At 70.5% G+C, this 19,528-nt stretch carries 18 protein-coding genes and 1 pseudogene; 3 read left to right on the top strand and 16 right to left on the bottom strand.

From position 1 onward, the window contains the following. The 4 genes and pseudogenes from C7443_RS20040 to C7443_RS02975 all read right to left on the bottom strand — a co-directional run. A pseudogene (locus tag C7443_RS20040) lies at positions 1 to 276 on the bottom strand (hypothetical protein); the annotation flags it as partial. Positions 277 to 378: 102 nt separating this feature from the next. After that, positions 379 to 1,911, bottom strand: coding sequence for a tripartite tricarboxylate transporter permease (locus tag C7443_RS02985; protein WP_110017101.1), 1,533 nt, complete (start codon positions 1,909 to 1,911; stop codon positions 379 to 381). Positions 1,912 to 1,913: 2 nt separating this feature from the next. Continuing rightward, positions 1,914 to 2,372, bottom strand: coding sequence for a tripartite tricarboxylate transporter TctB family protein (locus C7443_RS02980; protein ID WP_170123466.1), 459 nt, complete (start codon positions 2,370 to 2,372; stop codon positions 1,914 to 1,916). An 85-nt stretch (positions 2,373 to 2,457) separates the two neighbouring features. After that, entirely contained in the window at positions 2,458 to 3,414 is a 957-nt protein-coding gene (locus C7443_RS02975) for a Bug family tripartite tricarboxylate transporter substrate binding protein (RefSeq protein WP_110017099.1), read from the bottom strand. Between the two features lie 127 nt (positions 3,415 to 3,541). Here C7443_RS02975 and C7443_RS02970 point away from each other — a divergent pair, with 127 nt between their 5' ends. Continuing rightward, positions 3,542 to 4,540: a LysR family transcriptional regulator gene (locus C7443_RS02970; RefSeq protein ID WP_110017098.1), complete on the top strand. Its 999-nt coding sequence runs from the start codon at positions 3,542 to 3,544 to the stop codon at positions 4,538 to 4,540. Here C7443_RS02970 and C7443_RS02965 read toward each other — a convergent pair. Both C7443_RS02965 and C7443_RS02960 read right to left on the bottom strand, forming a co-directional pair. After that, the gene (locus C7443_RS02965) at positions 4,537 to 5,577 is read right to left on the bottom strand and encodes a hypothetical protein (protein ID WP_110017097.1); all 1,041 of its coding nucleotides are present in this window, start codon (positions 5,575 to 5,577) and stop codon (positions 4,537 to 4,539) included. The genes C7443_RS02970 and C7443_RS02965 overlap by 4 nt on opposite strands. Positions 5,578 to 5,590: 13 nt before the next feature. Continuing rightward, complete coding sequence (locus tag C7443_RS02960) at positions 5,591 to 6,451, bottom strand: SHOCT domain-containing protein (protein WP_110017096.1); 861 nt, start codon at positions 6,449 to 6,451, stop codon at positions 5,591 to 5,593. A gap of 392 nt (positions 6,452 to 6,843) precedes the next feature. Between C7443_RS02960 and C7443_RS02955 the strand changes: the two genes are divergently transcribed. Beyond that, positions 6,844 to 7,863, top strand: a complete 1,020-nt coding sequence (locus C7443_RS02955) for an Ldh family oxidoreductase (protein ID WP_110017095.1) — start codon at positions 6,844 to 6,846, stop codon at positions 7,861 to 7,863. Between the two features lie 219 nt (positions 7,864 to 8,082). Here the strand turns inward: C7443_RS02955 and C7443_RS02950 are convergent, their stop codons facing one another. The 3 genes from C7443_RS02950 to lhpI all read right to left on the bottom strand — a co-directional run bounded on the left by C7443_RS02950 (position 8,083) and on the right by lhpI (position 12,033). After that, positions 8,083 to 8,727 (bottom strand): hypothetical protein, encoded by a 645-nt coding sequence (locus C7443_RS02950; protein WP_110017094.1) that lies wholly within the window; start codon positions 8,725 to 8,727, stop codon positions 8,083 to 8,085. A 592-nt stretch (positions 8,728 to 9,319) separates the two neighbouring features. After that, positions 9,320 to 10,240, bottom strand: a complete 921-nt coding sequence (locus C7443_RS02940) for a dihydrodipicolinate synthase family protein (protein WP_110017092.1) — start codon at positions 10,238 to 10,240, stop codon at positions 9,320 to 9,322. Positions 10,241 to 10,308: 68 nt separating this feature from the next. Then, positions 10,309 to 12,033, bottom strand: a complete 1,725-nt coding sequence (lhpI, locus tag C7443_RS02935) for a cis-3-hydroxy-L-proline dehydratase (protein WP_211346145.1) — start codon at positions 12,031 to 12,033, stop codon at positions 10,309 to 10,311. 104 nt (positions 12,034 to 12,137) lie between these two features. Between lhpI and C7443_RS02930 the strand changes: the two genes are divergently transcribed. Further along, positions 12,138 to 12,884, top strand: a complete 747-nt coding sequence (locus C7443_RS02930; RefSeq protein ID WP_211346144.1) for an AraC family transcriptional regulator — start codon at positions 12,138 to 12,140, stop codon at positions 12,882 to 12,884. Between the two features lie 74 nt (positions 12,885 to 12,958). On the opposite strand, the gene C7443_RS02925 is transcribed toward C7443_RS02930, so the two are convergent. The 7 genes from C7443_RS02925 to C7443_RS02895 all read right to left on the bottom strand — a co-directional run bounded on the left by C7443_RS02925 (position 12,959) and on the right by C7443_RS02895 (position 19,481). Then, positions 12,959 to 14,227 carry an NAD(P)/FAD-dependent oxidoreductase gene (locus C7443_RS02925; protein ID WP_110017091.1) on the bottom strand — a complete coding sequence of 423 codons (1,269 nt, stop codon included), beginning with the start codon at positions 14,225 to 14,227 and terminating at the stop codon, positions 12,959 to 12,961. Further along, positions 14,224 to 14,460, bottom strand: coding sequence for a 2Fe-2S iron-sulfur cluster-binding protein (locus C7443_RS02920; protein ID WP_110017090.1), 237 nt, complete (start codon positions 14,458 to 14,460; stop codon positions 14,224 to 14,226). Before C7443_RS02920 ends, C7443_RS02925 begins: the two co-directional genes overlap by 4 nt. Next, positions 14,453 to 15,568 (bottom strand): NAD(P)/FAD-dependent oxidoreductase, encoded by a 1,116-nt coding sequence (locus tag C7443_RS02915; protein ID WP_110017089.1) that lies wholly within the window; start codon positions 15,566 to 15,568, stop codon positions 14,453 to 14,455. The genes C7443_RS02920 and C7443_RS02915 overlap by 8 nt, the downstream gene beginning before the upstream one ends. After that, positions 15,565 to 16,509, bottom strand: coding sequence for a 4-hydroxyproline epimerase (locus tag C7443_RS02910; protein ID WP_110017088.1), 945 nt, complete (start codon positions 16,507 to 16,509; stop codon positions 15,565 to 15,567). The genes C7443_RS02915 and C7443_RS02910 overlap by 4 nt, the downstream gene beginning before the upstream one ends. 132 nt (positions 16,510 to 16,641) lie before the next feature. Then, positions 16,642 to 17,676: a TRAP transporter substrate-binding protein gene (locus C7443_RS02905; RefSeq protein ID WP_246004564.1), complete on the bottom strand. Its 1,035-nt coding sequence runs from the start codon at positions 17,674 to 17,676 to the stop codon at positions 16,642 to 16,644. A gap of 48 nt (positions 17,677 to 17,724) precedes the next feature. After that, complete coding sequence (locus tag C7443_RS02900; RefSeq protein ID WP_110017086.1) at positions 17,725 to 19,002, bottom strand: TRAP transporter large permease; 1,278 nt, start codon at positions 19,000 to 19,002, stop codon at positions 17,725 to 17,727. Continuing rightward, positions 18,999 to 19,481, bottom strand: a complete 483-nt coding sequence (locus C7443_RS02895; protein WP_110017085.1) for a TRAP transporter small permease — start codon at positions 19,479 to 19,481, stop codon at positions 18,999 to 19,001. The genes C7443_RS02900 and C7443_RS02895 overlap by 4 nt, the downstream gene beginning before the upstream one ends. Positions 19,482 to 19,528: the final 47 nt, after the last annotated feature.

Raw genomic sequence — 19,528 nt, 5'->3', positions numbered from 1 at the left:
CGGGTGCAGCACGCCGTACGGGGCGAGCCAGCCGCTGAGTGCGAGGCCGGCCAGGCTCAGGCCGACGACGATGCGTGCCGGCGCGAACGGTCGCCGTGACGGCCAGCCGATCACCAGCAGCAGCGCGCCGATGCCGAACACCTCGTGGGCGAGGCTGGCGCCCGGCGTCAGCGCCGCGCCGGCCATGCAGGCGGCGACCAGCCAGTGGAACAGGCGCTCAGGCGTACTCCAGAACGCGCTGAGACGGGGGGTGGATATCGAATGCGTGAGCGACATGAGATTGACTCCTCAAGTCTGTGGGCTTGCAGGCAGTCTGCTCCGGCGCGGATGAATGGCAGCTGAAACAGCGCACCGTGTTCACCGGCCGCCCCGGCGCTTTCAGCGCGCCGGGTCGGCGATCGCGTCATCCTGCTCGGCAGTGAGTGCCTGTGCGCGGATGCGGCGGGCGGAGGGTGTCAGCGCAGTGCAGAGCAGGGCGGCGGCGGCCAGCAGCAGCACCAGCGACAGCGGCCGGCTGAGGAACACGCTCGGATCGCCGCGCGAAAGCAGCAGCGTGCGGCGCAGATGCTCCTCGAACAGCGGGCCGAGGATGAAGCCGAGTAGCAGCGGCGCGGGCTCGCAGTCGAACTTCTGCAGCAGGTAGCCGAGCAGGCCGAAGAAGGCCGTGAGCAGCAGGTCCACGGTGCTGTGCGACAGCGTGTAGATGCCGATGCAGCAGAACAGCAGGATGGCCGGGAACAGCCACCGGTAGGGCGTCGTCAGCAGCCTGATCCAGAGGCCGACGAGCGGCAGATTGAGCAGCACCAGCATGGCGTTGCCGATCCACATGCTCGCCACCAGCCCCCAGAACAGCGTCGGATCGTGGCTGATGACCTGCGGGCCGGGCTGGATGTCGTGAAGCGTCATCGCGCCGATCATCAGCGCCATGATGGCGTTGGACGGAATGCCGAGTGTCAGCAGCGGGATGAAGGCGGTCTGCGCCGCGGCGTTGTTGGCGGATTCCGGTGCGGCGACGCCTTCGATCGCCCCGCGGCCGAAGCGGCCGGGGTCGCGTGCGCACCATTTTTCCAGCGCGTAGGCGGCGAACGCCGGCATCAGCGCGCCGGCACCTGGCAGCAGGCCGAGCAGCGTGCCCAGGCCCGTGCCGCGCAGCACGGCCGGCGTCGCCTGGCGCAGCTCGTCGCGGCTCAGGCCCAGGCGGCCGCAGCGGGCCGTCAGTGTGCTGTGCTCGTGCAGACGTTCGAGACCGAGCAGGATTTCAGCGAAGCCAAACACGCCGACGGCGAGCACGGCGGTACCGATGCCGTCATTGAGCTCGCGAATGCCGAAGGTGAAGCGCACGGCGCCGGAGTTGACGTCGGTGCCGACCAGTCCGAGCAGCAGGCCGAGCACCACCATGGCGCAGGCTTTGAGCAGGGACTTGCTGGCGAGGACGATGGCACCGGCCAGGCCGAAGATCATCAGCGAGCAGTATTCCGCTGGACCGAAATCGAGCGCGAACGTCGTCAGCGGCGCGGCGAAGGCGGCGAGGAACAGTGTGCCCACGCAGCCGGCGAAGAAAGAACCGAGCGCGGCGACCGTCAGGGCGGCGCCGGCCCGCCCCCGGCGCGCCAGCGGATGACCGTCCAGGCAGGTGATCGCCGAGCTCGCCTCGCCCGGTAGGTTGAGCATGATCGAGGTGGTCGAGCCGCCGTACTGCGCGCCGTAATAGATGCCGGCGAGCATGATCAGTGCGCTCAGTGGCGGCATGCCGTAAGTCAGCGGCAGCAGCATGGCGATGGTTGCCACCGGCCCGATGCCCGGCAGTACGCCGATCAGTGTGCCGAGCACGCTGCCGATGAAGCAGCTGAGCAGGTTCTGTGCGCTGGCGGCGGCGCTGAAGCCGAGCGCGAGGTGCTCGATCAGTTCCACGGTCAGATACCGCCGAAGCGGGGCCACACCGGCAGCGGCAGGCCGAGGCCGTAGACGAACACGCTAACCGCCAGCGCACCGAGCACGAGCGCTACGGCGAGCCTTTCGCGCCAGCGGACACCGCGTACTGCGCTGCTGGCGAGCATGACGCTGCCCAGTGTTGCCAGCAGCAGTCCGCCGCTGCGCAGCGTCAGCGCAAACAGCACGACGCTGCCGAGCACCGCCAGCGGCGGTCGCCAGGCGAGCGGCTGGCGCACGACCGGCTGACCGCGGCGGGCCGTGCCGGCGATCAGTAGACCGAGCAGCACCAGCAGTCCGCCCAACAGGCGGGGAACATAGCCGGGGCCCATGTTCGCCAGCGTGCCGACGGGGTAGTGCAGGGTGCACAGCATCACTCCGCCGCCGAACAGGGCGAGACTGAGACCGGCGAGGCCGTCACGCAGCTTGCGGATCGTGATCATGTCAGGGGTTTCCGGCAGAGAGGCTGGAGAGGATGGGGGCGGCTCCGATGGCATCGGCGGCGCGCAGTTCATCTTGCGCATGTCTTCAGGGGCGGCCCGTGCCGGTTTCTTCGATGAAGTGCTGCCAGCGGCTGTGTTCGCGGCTGATGCGTTCGGTGAGGGCGGCGGGCGGCGTCATTTCGATCTGCAGCAACAGTCGCCCGAGGCGGGTGCGCACAGCGTCGGTTTGCAGGGCGGCGGCGACCGCGCGGCTCAGGCGTTCGACGATCGGCGCCGGCGTCTGCGCCGGGGCGAAGATCGCCTGCCAGGACGGCACCGACGCCCCGCGGACTCCGGCTTCCTCCAGGGTGGGCACCGTCGGCAGTGCCGGCAGGCGCGTCGGCGTCAGGGTGGCCAGCAGGCGCAGCTTGCCGTCCTGCACGTGCGCCAGTGCCGCGGAGACCGGGCCGAAGGCCAGCTGCACGCGTCCCGCCAGCAGGTCCGGCAGCGCCTGTGCGAAACCTTTATAGGGCACGCGGCTCATCCGCACGCCGGTCGCCTGCATGAATTCGGCCGTCGCCAGCGTCTCGCCCGGTGTGCTGCTGGCGTAGAACAGCGGCTCCTCGCGGCTTTTGGCGTAGGCAATCAGCTCGGCGACGCTGTTGGCCGGTACCGACGGGTGCACGAAGAGCCCGAACGGGTAGCTGCCGATCGCGGCCACCGGCGTGAAGTCGCGCTGCAGGTCGAACGGTGCCGGCGTCTGCAGCATCGGCACCGCCACCAGGGAACCGATGCCGAACAGCAGCGTGTAGCCGTCGGCCGGCGCATCGAGTACGGCGCGGACGCCGATGACGCCGTCGGCCCCCGGCCGATTCTCGACGACGAAGGGCTGACCGAGGGCGCTCGACAGTGCATCGGCCAGCACGCGGGCGGCGGCATCGGTCGGTCCGCCGGCCGGCAGCATGACGACCAGGGTGACGGGCTTCTCCGGGTATTCACCGGCCAGCGCGCTGTGCAGCGCCAGCAGCCCGCAGAGCAGCAGCCAGGCAAGATAGCGTTTCATGTTTCACCTCCCGGGGCGGATGTCTCCATCCTAGGTAGGCGCATGGGCCGGCCGGAATGCCATCCGTGGCAAGCCTGGTGTTAACCCATGGTTTACGCTCAGCGGCAGCCCCGCTGGAGGTCGGTCGATGGACAAACTGCGCGCCATTCAGTACTTCCTCGCCGCGGCCCGCGACGGCAGCCTGTCGCGGGCCGCGCGCCGGCTCGATGTCAGCGTGCCGGCGGTGGCCAAGCTGATCAGCGCGCTGGAAGGCGAGCTCGATGCCAAACTGTTCGACCGCACGCCGCGCGGCCTGGCGCTGACTGCGGACGGCGAGCGCTACCTCGCCGTCTGCGAAGGCGTCGTCGAGCGCCTCGCCGCGGTCGAGCACAGTCTCGGTCGCGGCGGCGAGCGGCCGCGCGGGAGCGTGGTCGTCGAAGTGCCGCCGCTGATGGCGCGCTTCTGGATACTGCCGGCCCTGCCCGGTTTTCATCAGCGCTGCCCCGAGGTGCAGATCGAGCTGCGGCTGATCGACCGTTCGACGATCACCGACGTCGATGCCAGCGGCTGCGATATCTGCGTCGTGCTCGGCTGGCCGGACGCACTCGACATGGTGGTGCGGCAGATCGCGCGCATGCGTCTGCTGGTCTGCGCCACGCCGGCGTACTGGGCGCGCCACGGCCTGCCGCAGCGGCCGGCCGAGCTGGCGCGGCACACCGCGTTTCTGGTGCGTAACCCGAAAGGCGTGCTGCTCGATTACTGGCGCTATCGGCGCGGTGACGAGGAGGAGGCGGTGAAGCTGTCCGGCTGGCTGGTCAGCGATCATCGCGACACCGTGCTCGATGCCGTGCTCGCCGGCGAAGGCATCGGCCGCTTCGCCGACCTATCGATCCAGCACCTGCTGCGTGATGGTCAGCTGGAGCCGGTGCTGCTGGACTGGGAGACGCCGGACGATCCGCCGGTCAACCTGCTGCATCGCTCGCTGGCGCGCGGCTCCGGGGCGACCCGTGCCGTCGTCGAATTCCTGGAGGCGGAGCTGAAGCGGCTGGAGGCCTGCCGCCACGCGCCGCTCGCCGCGGCCGGCGATGACGGTCGGCCGGTCTGGTACCGGCGCGCCTACGGCCGTGCTTCCTCGACCGGCGACTAGCGCGGTGGCGGCAGCTGCAGCCCCATGCGATCGAGGTCCGCCAGCCCCATGATCGGTGCGTACATGACGCTGTCGATGTCGGTGTCGCGTGGCAGCCGGTAGACCTGCTGGCCGACGCTGCGCAGCAGGAATTTCAGCAGCCGGGCCTCGATCAGTTCGTCGCTGGCGCGGCCGACGAAACGCCCCGGCAGCATGCGCGCGACCGAAATCACGCTGATGCGCGGCCCCAGGTAGTGCTGGGCGAAGCGATAGCGCAGGCTGCGCTCGGCGGTGTTGATGTCGCGCTGCGTCAGCAGCAACACCGGCACCTCACCGTACTGCGCGCGCAGGCGGGCGATCGCCGGTGCCGCCGCCGCGACCAGCTCGGTGCTGTCGAACTGCGTGCTGTCGGCGAGCGGCTGCAGCGGGCCGAGGCCGACGCCGAGCGTGGTTTTCACCGGTAGCGCGCTCAACTCGGCGAGGCGGTCGCCGAGATGGGCGGCGTAGCTTTCGCTGAAGTCATCGGCCGGCACCAGCAGCAGCGCCGGTCGCCGGTCGCCGAGGGCGGCGCGCCATGCGGCCGGCAGCGCGAAAGCCGAGGCCGGATCGGTCAGCGGCGTCGGCCACAGCGCCGGATGGCGCAGCGCAATCGCCACCACCGCCAGCAGCAGCACGGCTGCCAGCTTCAGGCCACCGCGCAGGCGGCGCTTGCGCTGCCAGCGCTGCTGCGCGCTCTGCCGGGCGGCGAGCGTGGCGGCATCGTCGGCATGCACGTAGCCCGCATCGAGCGTGCGCCAGCTGGTCAGCGACTCGTCGCGCAGGCGGCCGCCGAGCGTCGCGGCGAGCGCGATCATCACCGCCAGCACGTCGCTTTCCGGGACGTCGGTGTAGATCTCGCCGTCTTCCCAGTACAGCGGCGCTTCCAGCCCGCCGGCGCGGCGCACGTAGACCGAGCCGTCGGCGTCGACGCGCAGCTGCGCATCGCGCCGCGCCGCCTGCTCGAACTCCGCGCGGCCGATCGGCTGTGGCGTGCGCACGATGCTGAAGACGACGCTCATCGGCGCACTGACCTCACAGGCGCTTGAGCAGCTCGGCCTTCTTCTGTGCGAATTCCTCGTCGCTGAGGATGCCCTTGTCGCGCAGCCCGGCCAGGCGCTCGATCGTCGCGAAGATGTCGTCGCTGGCGGCCGGCGGCGGGGTGACCGGAGCCGGTTCGTTGTAGACCGGTGCGGCCGGCGCCGGCGCCCACGTCGGCTGCGGCGCGGCGTAGCCGGGCTGCGGCTGGCCGGAGACGATCGGCAGCGTGCCGACGTTGACCAGTCCGTACTGGCTGGTGAAGCTCGGTGCGCCGCCAAAACCGGACTGCTGCTGCGAGACGCCGCCGATCTGATGATCGAGCGTGTCGTAAACGGTCACCTGCCCGTTCTGCTCGATCGCCAGCCGCCGCGACTGCGGGAACACCGCGTAGCGCACGTCGTTCTGCGCGCCGCTGCTCGACGGCTGGCCGAGATCGCCCGGCCACCAGGCGCCGCTGTTGGCGAACAGGCTGTTGCCGCCCTGCTGCTGGAAGCCGCCACTGCTCTGCTGCTGGAAACCGCCGCCGCCCTGCTGCTGATAACCGCCGCTCTGCGACTGCGACTGAAAGCTCGCCGGCGCCAGCAGGTTCGGATCGTTGGCGAGCAGATTGGACAGGTCGTAGCACAGTGCGTCGACGCGGCCTTTCAGCACGTTGTTGAACATGTCCGACAGCATCAGCATGCCGCCGCTCATCCATTGGCCGGAGCCGGCGAATTCCGGGTGGTTGAACTGCGCCATGCTGCCGTTGCCGGCGGCGATGGCATCGAGCATGTGGGCGACGGCGTCGGTGCTGAAACCATGCTTCTGCGCAAGATCGTTGACGGCCTGCTGGCCGGCGGGGGAAAGGGGACGCATCGGGGGGTACTCCATCGGCGATCGTTTCGGCGAGCGGCCGCCGCGATCAGGGGCGTGGAGTCTGAGCCGTGCAGATGACGGGTGCAATCACCAATTGCCCTTGGTGGGCGATGCGGCAGGCTTTTGCTTTCAATGGTTTGTCAGCGCCGGCGGCCTGCGGCGGAGCATCCTGCCGACGCTGTTGCGGCTGCTTGCCGGACCGTGGTGCAGGGGGGCTGTCCGGCGACTGAGGCCCGCCCGCCGGAGGGCGGGCCGTCGCTGTTACTCCGCCGCCGTATCGGCCGCCGGCTGCCGATTGTGCCGAATTCGGCATACCTGCCGACGCAAGCGCGCAAGCGCCGCGCCCCGCCGGCGCGTTACCGTTAGGAGCAAGTCTGTCTGGAGCGTATGCCATGATCCGCTTGACCCTCACCGAAGCCGGCGAATTTGCCGAAAGCATCCTGCGCCGCCACGGCTTCAGCGAAGCCTACGTGCGCGCCATCGCCGCCACCGTCGTCGCCGGCGAGCGCGACGGCTGCGCCTCGCACGGGCTTTACCGCCTGCTCGGCTGCATCGCCACGCTCAAGGCCGGCAAGGTGATCGCCGACGCCGAGCCCGAACTCGTCGATCAGGCGCCGGGACTGGTGCGTGTCGACGCCCATGGCGGTTTCTCGCAGCTCGCCTTCCAGGCCGGTCTGCCGCTGCTGTGCGAGAAGGCGCGCAGCCAGGGCATCGCCGCGCTGGCGATCAACCGCTGCGTGCATTTTTCCGCGCTGTGGGTGGAGATGGAGGCGATCGCCGAAGCCGGCCTGGCCGGGCTGGCCTGCAATCCGACGCAGGCCTACGTCGCTCCCGCCGGCGGCAGCCGGCCGCTGTTCGGCACCAATCCGCTCGCCTTCGGCTGGCCGCGCAGCGACGCGCTGCCGTTCATCTTCGACTTCGCCACCAGCGCCGTCGCCCGCGGTGAAATCGAACTGCACCGCCGCGCCGGCAAAGCGATCCCCGAAGGCTGGGGCGTCGACGGCGAAGGCCGTTCGTGCACCGACCCGGCGACCGTGCTCGACGAAGGCGCGATGCTGCCCTTCGGCGGTCATAAAGGCTCGGCACTGTCGGCGATGATCGAACTGCTCGCCGGCGTGCTGATTGGCGATCTGACCAGCGCCGAATCGCTGGCCTTCGACGCCGGCAGCAAGGCGCTGCCCTACCATGGCGAACTGATCATCGCCCTCGACCCGCAGCGCTTCCTCGGTGCCGACACCGAGCGCCACCTCGCCCGCGCCGAAACCCTGTTCAGCGCCATCGAGGCCCAGGGCGCCCGCCTGCCCTCCCAACGCCGCTACAGCGCCCGCGCCATCAGCCTCGCCGAAGGCGTGCAGATCCCGCGGGCGCTGTATGAGGATTTGAAGGGCCTGCTGGAGGCTGGGAGGGGCTAGGAAGCCCCTGATCGATTGATTGCCTGGTCCCCGGCACTCAGCCCGGCTCTTTCGTGCCGACTCCAAGGACTGGTCCGTTGCGTGTGTGGAGCCGCGCAGGACCATGCTCCCGGAGCCAACGCTTGCCTTCCGGCTCGAACCAATCCCCGCTCACCTCACACATGCGGCCGAGTATTCGTCCACGTGCTGGATTTGGCGCGAGGCGTCGCCGGGCAGGTTCTACCGAGGGGCATCGGTCTTTTTGCTGATGGCGAAAGTGACTGCACAATCGATTGGGTACTTGCCGCCTGGTGCGCCGGCGCCAGGCAGTTCACCCGTGCGGACTTCTTCCACGCCGTTGACGGTCAATTCCAGGCCGAGGGCATCGAAACTGGCGGCTAATTCGGAAAAAATCCGATGCCGATTCAGCAGCTCGATCACAAACCGATTGACGCCTTCCGGGTACCGCACCACGGCTCCTTTGGACGCACTCCAATGCTTGGAAGCCGCCGCAGCCTGCGCAAGCCGGACGCCATATTCATCGTTGGCATCACCACGTTGGAGTCTGCCCCAGGAAAAATTGCGCATTCCTTCCAGATGGTTCGTATCCGCCATGACGGCTTTGAGCAGGTTGCTGCGGTAGTCGGCCTGTTCCGCGAGCGGGAGAAAACACTGGGATCGCTCGGAAATCCCAAAGCCTGCCGTTTCACGGAAGCGTTTCACCGTCCAGCGGATTTCGCACGAGGCTGCCGAGACGGAGTAGACGGTCTCGTTGTATGCAGGCAGCACCGTCTTCCGCACGTTGTCGGCATTGCCCGCCGACGCGGAAAACACCGAAGTGAGGCACAAAGAAATCGTTGCCAAGCGTAAGAGCCATCTGAGCATCAGCGTTCCTTCAAGGGTAAAAATCCCAATTCATCTGCATGCCAGTAGCAGAGTGATGCGCGATCCAGCGTATCGAAGCACTACGGAAAGCTTCCGTGATGAAGCGGCGGGTGCCGCCGGCGTGATGTCGTTCCGTACAGCGAAGCCAACGAAGCGCGGGGAGCCGGGCATCCGCGGGCAGCTTGCGCCCACTGTGCCTGCTGGGCTGCGTGCCGCCTGACGGCACGCAGCGGGTGTTGGAAGCAAGGTATTCGATGCAGGCTTTACGGCGCAGGACTTCGTCGGGCTCTACAGCGGGCGCTGGTTCATCGAGGAGGCCTTCAAGCCGCTCAAGGTACGCTGGCGATCGAGCGCTTGAGCGGCGTGCCGGTGCATGCGGAGTCTGTACTCCGTCAACAGGCCGAATACCGCTTTCTGCAAGCGCTGCTCCGCGCCGGGCCGCTGGCATGCCGCGGCGTTGGCTGTCGCCATGCCGGCCCGATGCAAGCGTCAGGGGCCGCTCGCCGCCGGCGGTGACGCTGGCGGCGCTGCGTGTGCGCCGCCGATGTCGGACTGGCCGAGAATCCCGGGCACCCCGGACGGCTCCCGCTGTTTACAGGCCGACGTCGGGCAGCGTCGGCCGCGTTGCCAGTGCCTGGCGCATCAGGTGCTCGACGACTTCGCGCTCGGCGTCCGCCAGCGCCAGGCGCGGCGGGCGGGTCAGGGCGCTGCCGCGGCCGGCGAGTTCCTCGCTCAGCTTGATGCACTGCACCAGGTCGGGACGGGCATCGAGGTGCAGCAGCGGCATGAACCATTCGTAGATCGGCATCGCCTCGGCGAAGCGCCCGGCTTTGGCCAGGCGGAACAGCGTTTCGCCCTCGCGCGGGAACACGTTGGACATGCCCGAGACCCAGCCGGCGGCGCCGAGCGCCAGGCATTCCAGCACCACGTCATCGAGACCGGCGAACAGCACGAAGCGTTCGCCGACGGCGTTGCGCACGTCGATGAAGCGGCGGGTGTCGCCGGAAGAATCCTTGAAGCAGACGATGTTGTCGCAGTCGGCGAGCGAGGCGAGGATCGCCGGCGTGACGTCGTTTTTGTAGACCGGCGGGTTGTTGTAGACCATCACCGGCAGGTCGACGGCGGCGGCGACGCTGCGAAAGTGCGCGGCGGTCTCGAAGGGCTTGGAGGAATACACCAGTGCCGGCATCAGCATGATGCCGTCGGCACCGGCGGCGCGTACCGCCTGCGCCACCCGGATCGCCCGCGCGCTGGTGAACTCGGCGATGCCGGAGATCACCGGCACGCGGCCGCCGGCGGCGTCCCGGGCGACTTCGACCAGCGCGACCTTTTCCTCGGTCTCCAGCGAGGTGTTCTCACCGACGGTGCCGCAGACCACCAGCCCGGAGACGCCGTCGCGCACCAGATTGGCGATGACGCGGTGGGTGGCGTCGAGATTGACCGAGAAATCGGCGTTGAACTGCGTGGTGACGGCGGGGAAAACGCCTTTCCAGTCGATGGCGGCTTGGCTCATGGCTCGATCTCCGGGAGCGGGGTGAGGGGGCCGCGGGGGGCGGCCGAGGGGGAATGCGCGAGGGGCGCTCAGGCGTCCAGCCAGGGCGGACGGTGCGCGTGGCAGTGGCCGCGGCAGGCGGTGTCGATGCAGGCGGCGAGGCTGCCGAAGTGCACGGCGCGGCCGCTCAGCCCCGGCGCGTAGTGCGCGTATTTGGCGGAATTGGTCATCAGCGTGCGTGTGGCCGGCGGCAGCACCGGCTCGCCGAGCATGCACCAGCAGGTATCGGTGACGAACTGCACGCCGAAGGCCTGCAGCGTGGCGACGTAGCCGGCGCGCGTCGCCTGCTCGAAGACGGCGCGGCCGAGGGTGACGATCACGGCAGTGTCGGCGTGGCGCCGGCGGCCCTGGCAGAGGGCGGCGAGCCGCGCGCATTCGCTGAGCGAGCAGTGCGGATTGCCGAGCGCGACCAGCTGCACGGCGCTGTCGGTGGCGCGGTCGAGTTCCGCCCAGCTCGCGCGCAGATCGGCCGCCCGCAGGGACAGATGGCGTTGCGCGCTGGCGCCGCCGAGTGCCTGTTCGACGCTGGCGGCCTCCGGCGTGACGCCGAGGATGTGGAACATCGGCGCCGCCGAGGTGGTGGCGAAGGCGGCGCCGAAGGCCTTGAGCGCGTCACGATCGGGCGCTGCCTGCTGCAGCCCGCACAGCAGCGGGATCGCGCTGCCGCAGAGCTGGCCGACGTGGTAGCCGAGCAGCGGATAAAAGGCGTCGTCGACGGCGGCCGGCCGCTCGACATCGATGCGCACGCGGGCGCGGCGGCCGGCGTCGCCATGGCTGCCGCACAGCGGCGCGCGCCCGGTCAGCGCGATGCAGATGTCGAGGAAATCCGGGTACTTCAGTGTGCGCGCGCCGAGCACGCTGTTGGCGTAGACCACGGCGTTGGATTCGGCCCAGGCGATCTGCTCGCCGCAGGCCGGGGCGCTGTCGAGCAGATACGGCGCACAGGTGAAGCTCGGCTGCGCGCCCATCGCGCAGTAGACCTCGCCGAGCGCGCTGGCGGGCTCGCCGAAGGCCGGGTCGACGCCGAGCGCGCGCCAGCGCCGCTGGTCGACCGAGATCGCGTTCAATGTCGTCGGCACCCGCACCCGTGCGCCCCGGTCGAGCAGGCGGCGGGCGAAGCGCAGGCTGGCCGGGCCGGTGTAGATGCAGCCGTCGATGTGCGCCTGCTGCACGTCGATCAGCTCGTGCGCGCCCTGCAGCGCCGCCATCTGCAGCACGATGCGCATCGCCGCCTGCGCCGCGCGGCCGTGCTCGCCGGCGAGCAGCGCACGGTCGAAAGCGCTCAGCCGCAGGCCGGCGCCGGGCTCGGCGGCGGCTGGCGCAGCCTCACGGCCGGCGGCTTGCGCCAGCGTGCTCACGCCGGCGGCGCCGACGTGCACCGCATCGAGCTCGCGCAATGCGGCGAAGTCGGTCGCGCTCAGGCACAGCACCGGCAGCGAATGGCCGAACAGCTGCTGCGCGACCAGCGCCCCGAGGGTGAGGATTTCGTCGGCTTCGGTGAGCAGCAACGCCGCCGGTGCGTGGCCGTTGAGCAGCAGCTCCAGCAGCACGCCGCTGCCGCTGCACGAGCCGCGGCCGCTGGGAATCGCCAGCACGCGGCCGGCCAGGCATTGGCCGCTCAGCGGATGGTGGCGGTCGATGACCTCGCCGCTGGCGGCATCGACGCCGCCCCAGAAGCTCAGTCCGGTGTCGCTCCACAGCAGCGGGCCCTGGGCCGTGCCGGCGATCAGCGAACGGGCGGGCAGCGGCGTCATCGGCGCCCCGCCATTGGCTGCACGATGAGGACGCTGCCCCTACCGGGCTGGCGATTCGCTTCATATGCTTGGCCTTGATATTCGTTCATGTTGGCGCCGGGACGATGCAAGAGCTGATACCCGCAGGTTGCCGTGACCTCGATGAGCTGCTGCGCACGCTGCGCCAGATCGCGCCGCTGCTCGATGCGATGGCGAACGTGGTGTTCTTCGTCAAGGACGTGCAGGCGCGCTACGTGCTGGTCAACCGCACGCTGCTGCAGCGCTGCGGTGTGCGGGCAGCGGCGGAGCTGCTCGGGCGCACCGCCGAGGAGGTGTTCCCGCGCCGTTTCGGCCCGCTCTACACCGCGCAGGACCGGCGCGTGCTCGACGAGGGCAGCGCACTCAGCGACCAGCTGGAGCTGCACCTGTACCCGGCGCGCCAGCCCGGCTGGTGCCTGACGCACAAGCTGGCGCTGCGCGATGCCGGCGGCGCGATCATCGGCATGGTCGGTATTTCCTGCGATCTGCAGACGGTGCAGTCGACGCACCCGGCCTACCAGAAGCTCGCCGCGGTCGATGAGCACATCCGCCGCCACTACGACCGGCCGATCAGCCTTGAGGAGCTGACCGCGCTCGCCGGCCTGTCGGTGGCGCAGCTCGAACGCCACTGCAAGCGCATCTTCCAGCTCACGCCGCGGCAGATGATCCACAAGGCACGGCTCGGCGCCGCCTCGCAGCTGCTGCTCGGCGAGCTGCCGATCACCGAGATCGCGCTGCGCTGCGGCTACACCGACCACAGCGCCTTCAGCCGCCAGTTCAAGGCGCTGACCGGACTGTCGCCGCGCCAGTTTCGCGCTTCGCACCGCAGCTGAGGGCCGACATCTGCATGCGGACGGGGCGGCGGCGGGCTGCTGCCGGGCGTGCTTTGCTGCCGGGCGCTGGCGCATCAGGGCGCGCATGGTGGCTCCTGCTCGTCGTCGAGTTCGAGCAGCGTGGCGATGCGCGCCGGCGTGAACGGCGGCCGCGGTGCCGGTCGGCTCCAGCCGAACAGCGTGCGCGCGGCGGCACCGCAGACGCGGCCCTGACAGGCGCCCATGCCGCAGCGGCTGGCGAGTTTGGCGGCGTGCCAGCCGGCATGGCCGGCCAGCGCGGCGTAGGGCACGTCCTCGCAGCGGCAGACCAGCGTGTCGGCCGCGGCCAGGTGGCGCAGCGCCGGATCGAGCGCAAAGCTCGTGCGCAGCGCCTCGGCAAAGCGCTGCCAGCGTTGCCGCTGCGGCCACAGCGCCTGCGCCCGGGCGTGCTCGTCGACCGCGGCGTAGCCGGCGATGCTGCCTTCGAGCAGCGCCAGCTCACTGCCGCCGCAGCCGGTGCATTCGCCGGCGGCGTAGATGCCGTCGCAGGCGGTGGCCTGCCAGTCGTTGACGGCAATGGCGTCATCGCGCAGCGCGCAGCCGAGCGCCTGGGCGATCTCGGTATTGGCGACCAGACCGAAGCCGCAGGCCAGGCGCTCGCATTCGAGTTCGACGATCTGCCCGCCCTGACGCAGGCGCACGCCCTCCAGCCGCTCGCGGCCGAGGGCGGCGATGACGTGGCTGGCGCCGCGATAGGCCGGGTCGAGCAGGCGCAGGCTCTGCCACAGCTTGCCCGGCCAGCGCGGCAGGCCGGCCGCGAAGCGGGCCAGCGTCGACCACGCCGCCTGCTCGGCGATGCGCTGCACGCGCGCACCGTGGCGGCGGGCGCTGGCGGCGCAGGCCAGCAGCAGCGGGCCGCTGCCGGCGATGACCACGCGCTCGCCGTGCACCGGCAGGCCGCCGTGCAGCAGCGCCTGCAGGCCGCCGGCGCCGCTGACGCCGGGCAGCGTCCAGCCGGGGAAGGGCAGCAGCAGTTCGCGGGCGCCGGTGCACAGAATCAGCCGCGCATAGTCGAGCCGCCAGCCGCGTTGTTCGTCTTCGAGCAGCAGGCCGCGCGGACCGGCCAGGGCGACGACGCGGGTCGCGGCGAAACAGTCGACGTTGGCCTGCGCCGCCAGCTCGGCGCGCAGGCGCCGGGCCAGCGCCGGCAGGCGCACCTGCGGGCCGTCGCGCCAGATCTGGCCGCCGGCGACCGGGTTGTCGTCGAGCAGCGCGATGCGCGCGCCGCTGGCGGCCGCGGCGAGCGCGGCGCTGATGCCGGCCGGGCCGGCACCGATGATGGCGAGGTCGTAGGCGCGCTTCATCGCCGGGTCTCCACGCGCATGCCGTCGCGGCATGGCGTCTGGCAGGCCAGACGGCGCTGGCCGTCGATGCTGACGCGGCATTCCTGACAGACGCCCATGCCGCACAGCGGCGCCCGCCGCGTGCCGTTGAGCGCGCTGCGGCTGCAGCCGTCCCCGGCCAGTGCCAGCGCGGCGGCGACGCTGGTGCCGGCGGCGACGCTGATGCGCTGGCCGTCGATGTAGAGCTCAGGCATCGGCGGCCTCCGGCAGCAGGCGCTGCGGCAGGAACGGTGCCACCGGCAGCGGCGGGCGTTCGTCGCAGAGCTGCGCGGCGAGCAGTTCGGCACTGCCCGGCGCGGTGGTGATGCCGAGCCCTTCATGGCCGAGCGCGAGCCACAGGCCGGGGCGGTGCGGATGCGGGCCGAGCAGCGGCTGGCCGTCGGGGCTGGCGGCGCGCAGGCCGCTCCAGCAGCGGATGGCGTTGAGCGTCGCCAGCCCCGGCACGTAGTGCACGGCGCGTTTGAGCATGCGTGCCAGCAGCGTGCCGTCGATGCCCGGATCGCGGCTGCCGAACTGGCGCGAGGAGCCGATCAGCAGCTGGCCGGTCGGCCGCGGCTGGATGTTGCAGGCCACCGACGGCCCGGTGGCCTGATGCGCACTCTTGACGTAACCGAGTTCGACCAGCGTGTGGCGGATTTCGCGCGGGTAGCGGTCGGTGATCAGCAGCTGGCCCTTCTTCGGCGTCAGCGGCAGTTCCGGGCACAGCGCACCGGCATCGATGCCGGTGGCGAGCACCACGGCGCCGGCGGCGAGCCGGCGGCCGTCGGCCAGACGCACGGCCGCGCCGTCGAGTTCGACCACCTGCGCGCGGCAGCGGCGGATGTGTTCGTGGGCGAGCAGCCAGTCGACGACGTTCGGTGCGTAGACGATGCCGTCGCCGCCGACCTTGAGCGCGCCGTGCAGATCGGCGCGCAGCGCGGGTTCGGCGGCGCGCAGCGCGGCGGCGCCGAGCAGTTCGCAGTCGAGGCCGTGGGTACTGAGGCGCTGCTGCTTGGCGGCGGCCAGCGCCAGCTCCTCGGCATCGGCGGCCAGCCACAGCGTGCCGTTGTTGCGGTAGGCGCAACCGGCCGGCAGCCGCGGCGCCCAGTCGCGCCAGCACTGCAGTGAGTAGGCGCTCAGCGCCAGCTCGGCGGGGTTGTCGTCGAGCACTAGCAAGTGGCCCATGCCGGCGGCGGTGGCGCCGCCGCGGTAATCGTCGAGCACCTGGACTTCGAGTCCGCGCTGCGCCAGTGCGCGGGCGCAGGCGGCGCCGACGATGCCGGCGCCGACGACGATGACGTCGGCGCAGCGGCGGGCGTTCACGGGCGGATCCCCCAGGCGAAGGGGTCGGCCTCGTCGATCAGCAGGGTGGCCTCGGCGCTGATGTGGGCGCGGCCGCGGATGGTCGGGATGATGCGCCCGCTGGCGGCCGTGCTTTCCCATTGGTAACAGCCCTCGAAGCGGCTGCCGATGACGCTGGCCTGCGTCCAGATCGCGCCGGGGGCGAGTTTGCCGTCGGCGGCCAGGCAGGCGAGCTTGGCGCTGGTGCCGGTGCCGCAGGGCGAGCGGTCGTAGGCGCCGCCGGGGCAGAGCACGAAGTTGCGGCTGTCGGCGCGGTCGTCATCGGCGAACAGCTCGATGTGGTCGATGACGCCACCGTCGGCGCCGCGGATGCCCTGTGCCAGCAGTGCCTGCTGCACCGCCCGCGTATAGGCGGTGAGCGCCGGCAGATTGTCGCCGGCGACGCGCTGGCCGTGCCCGGCGATCAGGAAGAACCAGTTGCCGCCCCAGGCGATGTCGCCGCAGACCGGGCCGATGCCCGCCACCTCGACGGTGACGGCGTGGCGGTGGCGGTAGGCGGCGACGTTGCGCACGCTGACCGCGCCGTCGGCATGCAGCGTGGCGCTGACTTCGCCGACCGGGGTTTCGATGCGGTGTACGCCGGGGCCGATGCGCCCGAGGTGGGCCAGCGAGGCGACCAGGCCGATGGTGCCGTGGCCGCACATGCCGAGGTAGCCGGTGTTGTTGAAAAAGATCACGCCGGCACAGGCACCGGGGTCCAGCGGAGTGCACAGCAGCGCGCCGACCAGTACCTCGCTGCCGCGCGGCTCCAGCACGCAGGCACTGCGCCAGTGGTCGAATTCCGCGCTCAGCCGCTGCCGGCGCTCGGCCATGCTGCCATTGCCCAGCGCGGGAAAGCCGTCGAGAACCAGGCGGGTCGGCTCGCCGCCGGTGTGCGAGTCGAGAACGCGGATGCGCGGCATGGGCAGGTTTCCAGGCTTGCAGAACGAGCCTTAAGCCTGCGCCCGCCACGCCGTCACGGCTTGATGGCTTTCCCCGCAGGGCTGACGAAATCAGCACAGTGCGTGAGGTCGCTGCAGGCCCCTGACTTCGGCTCAGTGCTGGCGTGCCTGACTGATCGCCGCCTGCAGTTCGCTGAGCCACTGCGGGCCGATTTCAGCCGCGAAACGCTCGCTCGCCGGCTGTGCGCGCTCGCGCATACGCTCGATTTCAGCGACCGGCAGGCGGTTGACCTGCATGCCCTGCGCCTCCAGGAAGGCGAGTGCCTGCGCCGCCTGACGGCGGGTGTCGGCGCGCTCGAAATCGCGCGCGGCAGCGGCGGCCTGACGGATCAGCGCCTGCTCCTCGGCGCTCAGGCCGTTCCACCACGGGCCGCTGGCGAGCAGGATCCACGGGCTGTAGACGTGGTGCGTCAGGCTCAGGTAGCGCTGCACCTCGTAGAACTTGTCGGACTGGATCGTCGTCAGCGGATTTTCCTGGCCGTCGACGGTGCCGGTTTCCAGTGCGGTGAACAGCTCGGAGAACGGCAGCGGCACGGCGTGGGCACCGAAGGCGTCGAACACGTCGATGTAGAGCGGGTTCTGCATCACCCGCAGCTTGACGCCGGCGAGATCCTCCAGCCGCGTGATCGGGCGGCGGGTGTTGGTCAGGTCGCGAAAACCGTTTTCCCAGTATGTGAGGCCGATCAGCCCGTGCGCCGGCAGCAGCGTCAGCAGTTTCTGGCCGAACGGACCGTCGAGCACGGCGTCGGCCTCGTGCACGTCGTTGAACAGGAACGGCAGGTCGTAGAGACCGAAGACCTTGACGATGCCGACCAGCGTCGCTGTCGAGCCGACCATCATTTCCTGCGCGCCGCCGATCAGCGCGTTCTGCATCTGGATGTCGGCGCCGAGGCTGGCGCCGCCGAAGCTGCGGACCTTGAGCTGGCCGGCTGACAGGCGCAGCAGCTCCTCGGCGAAAAAGCGCACGGCGCGGCCCTGATTGCTGTCCTCGGCGAGGCCGTAGCCGAAACGGATGACGCGCGGGCGCAGCTCGGCCTGCGCCGGCGACGGCAGCGCGGCGAGCAGGCCGGCGGTGAGCGCCAGGCACAGGCCAAGCGGCTTGAGCAGTGAGCGAAGCACGGTTTTTATCCTCCGGAATTGCGGCATCCTGGCCGCTCGTTGTGGGTATCGGGTGAATCAGTGCAGCCAGCGCGCCGGTGTGGTGATCAGCTGCGGAAACGCCACCAGCAGCGCCAGCACGACGCCATAGGCGAGCAGGAACGGCGCGACGCCGCGTACGGTGTCGCTCAGTGAAACGCGGGCGACGCCGGCGGCGACGTTGAGCACGGTGCCGACCGGCGGCGTGATCAGGCCGATCGAGCCGACCAGCACGAACATCACGCCGAAGTAGACCGGGTCGATGCCGGCGCGCTGCGCCAGCGGCAGCAGCACCGGAGCGAGGATCAGGATCGTCGGCGTCAGATCCATGACCATGCCGACGGCGAGCAGCAGCAGCACGATCGCCGTCATCAGCAGCCGCGGGCTGGCGAGCAGCGGCGCTAGGTTGTCGCCGAGCTGCTGCGGCAGTTCGGCGAGGGTGATCATGTACGAGGAGACCTGCGCCGCCGCGCACAGGAACATCACCAGTGCGGTGGTCTTCGCCGCGCGCACGAACACGCCGTAGAGCTGCGCAGGGTTCAGCTCGCGGTAGACCAGCAGGCTGACGGCGAGCGCATAGACGGCGGCGATCACTGCCGCCTCGGTCGGTGTGAACACGCCGCCGCGCAGGCCGCCGAGGATGATCACCGGCAGCGCCAGCGCCCAGGCGGCGTCGGCCAGCATCCGCAGCCGCTGGCGCGAGGGCGTGCGCGGCAGCGGCGCGACCGGCAGATCGCGCGCCAGCCAGCGCCAGCACAGCACCAGCGCCAGCCCCATCAGCAGCCCCGGCGCCAGGCCGGCGAGGAACAGCTGGCTGATCGAGAGGTGAGTGCTCACGCCGAGGATGATCAGCGGCATGCTCGGCGGGATCACCGGCGCGATGATGCCGCCGGCGGCGACCAGGCCGGCGGCCGGCGCCGGCGGATAGCCGTGCGTGCGCATCATCGGCACCAGCAGCGCGGCGAGCATCGCGGTATCGGCCAGCGCCGAGCCCGACAGGCTGGCCAGTACCACGGCGGCGGCGATGGTGACGAAGCCGAGGCCGCCGCGGATGTGGCCGACGCAGGCCACCGCCAGCGCGACGATGCGCCGCGCCAGGCCGCCGGCATTCATCAGTTCACCGGCGAGCAGGAAGAACGGCACCGCCATCAGCGGGAAGGAATCGGCGCCGGCGATCATGTTCTGCGCCACCAGCTGCGCATCGAAGAAATCGAGCTGCGCCATCAGCGCCACGGCGGCGAGCAGCAGCGCGAAGGCCACCGGCATGCCGAGGGCCATGGCCGCCAGCAGCACGCCGAGGAACAGGGCCAGGCTCATGCCGGCGGCTCGCGCGTCGTGTCGGCAGAGCGCAGCAGTCCCCACAGCCGGCGCAGCAGCAGCCAGGCCATGCCCGTGGCGCAGAGCAGGCCGGCCAGCGCCAGCAGTGCCAGCGGGTAGCCGAGCACCGGCGAGCGCACGTCGAGGCCGATGCGCAGCTGCGTCCAGCTGCCGGCGGCGAACAGCCACAGCACGTAGAGCATCAACAGGTGGGCGAGGACGGCGCAGCGGCGGCGTGCCGCCGGCGACAGGCGGGCCTGCAGCAGATCAAAGCCGAGATGGGCGTTTTCCCGCAGCGCGAGCAGCGCGCCGAGGAACACCAGCCAGACGAACAGCAGCCGTGACAGCTCCTCGGCGGCGGCGAGGCCGGTGCCGAAGGCGTAGCGCAACACCACGTTGCCGAACACCAGCAAGACCATCGCCGCCAGTGCGAACGCCATCAGGCCCTCGCACCAGCGCTGCAGGGACTTGGTCCTCATCGTTTACATCCTCCGTGATGCTGCCCGCGTCTGTATCCCGATTTGAC

This window comes from Plasticicumulans acidivorans, from assembly GCF_003182095.1.
Classification (GTDB): Bacteria; Pseudomonadota; Gammaproteobacteria; order Competibacterales; family Competibacteraceae; genus Plasticicumulans; species Plasticicumulans acidivorans.
The sequence above is the reverse complement of the archived record's forward strand: the minus strand, read 5'-3'. Positions and strand labels throughout refer to the sequence as shown.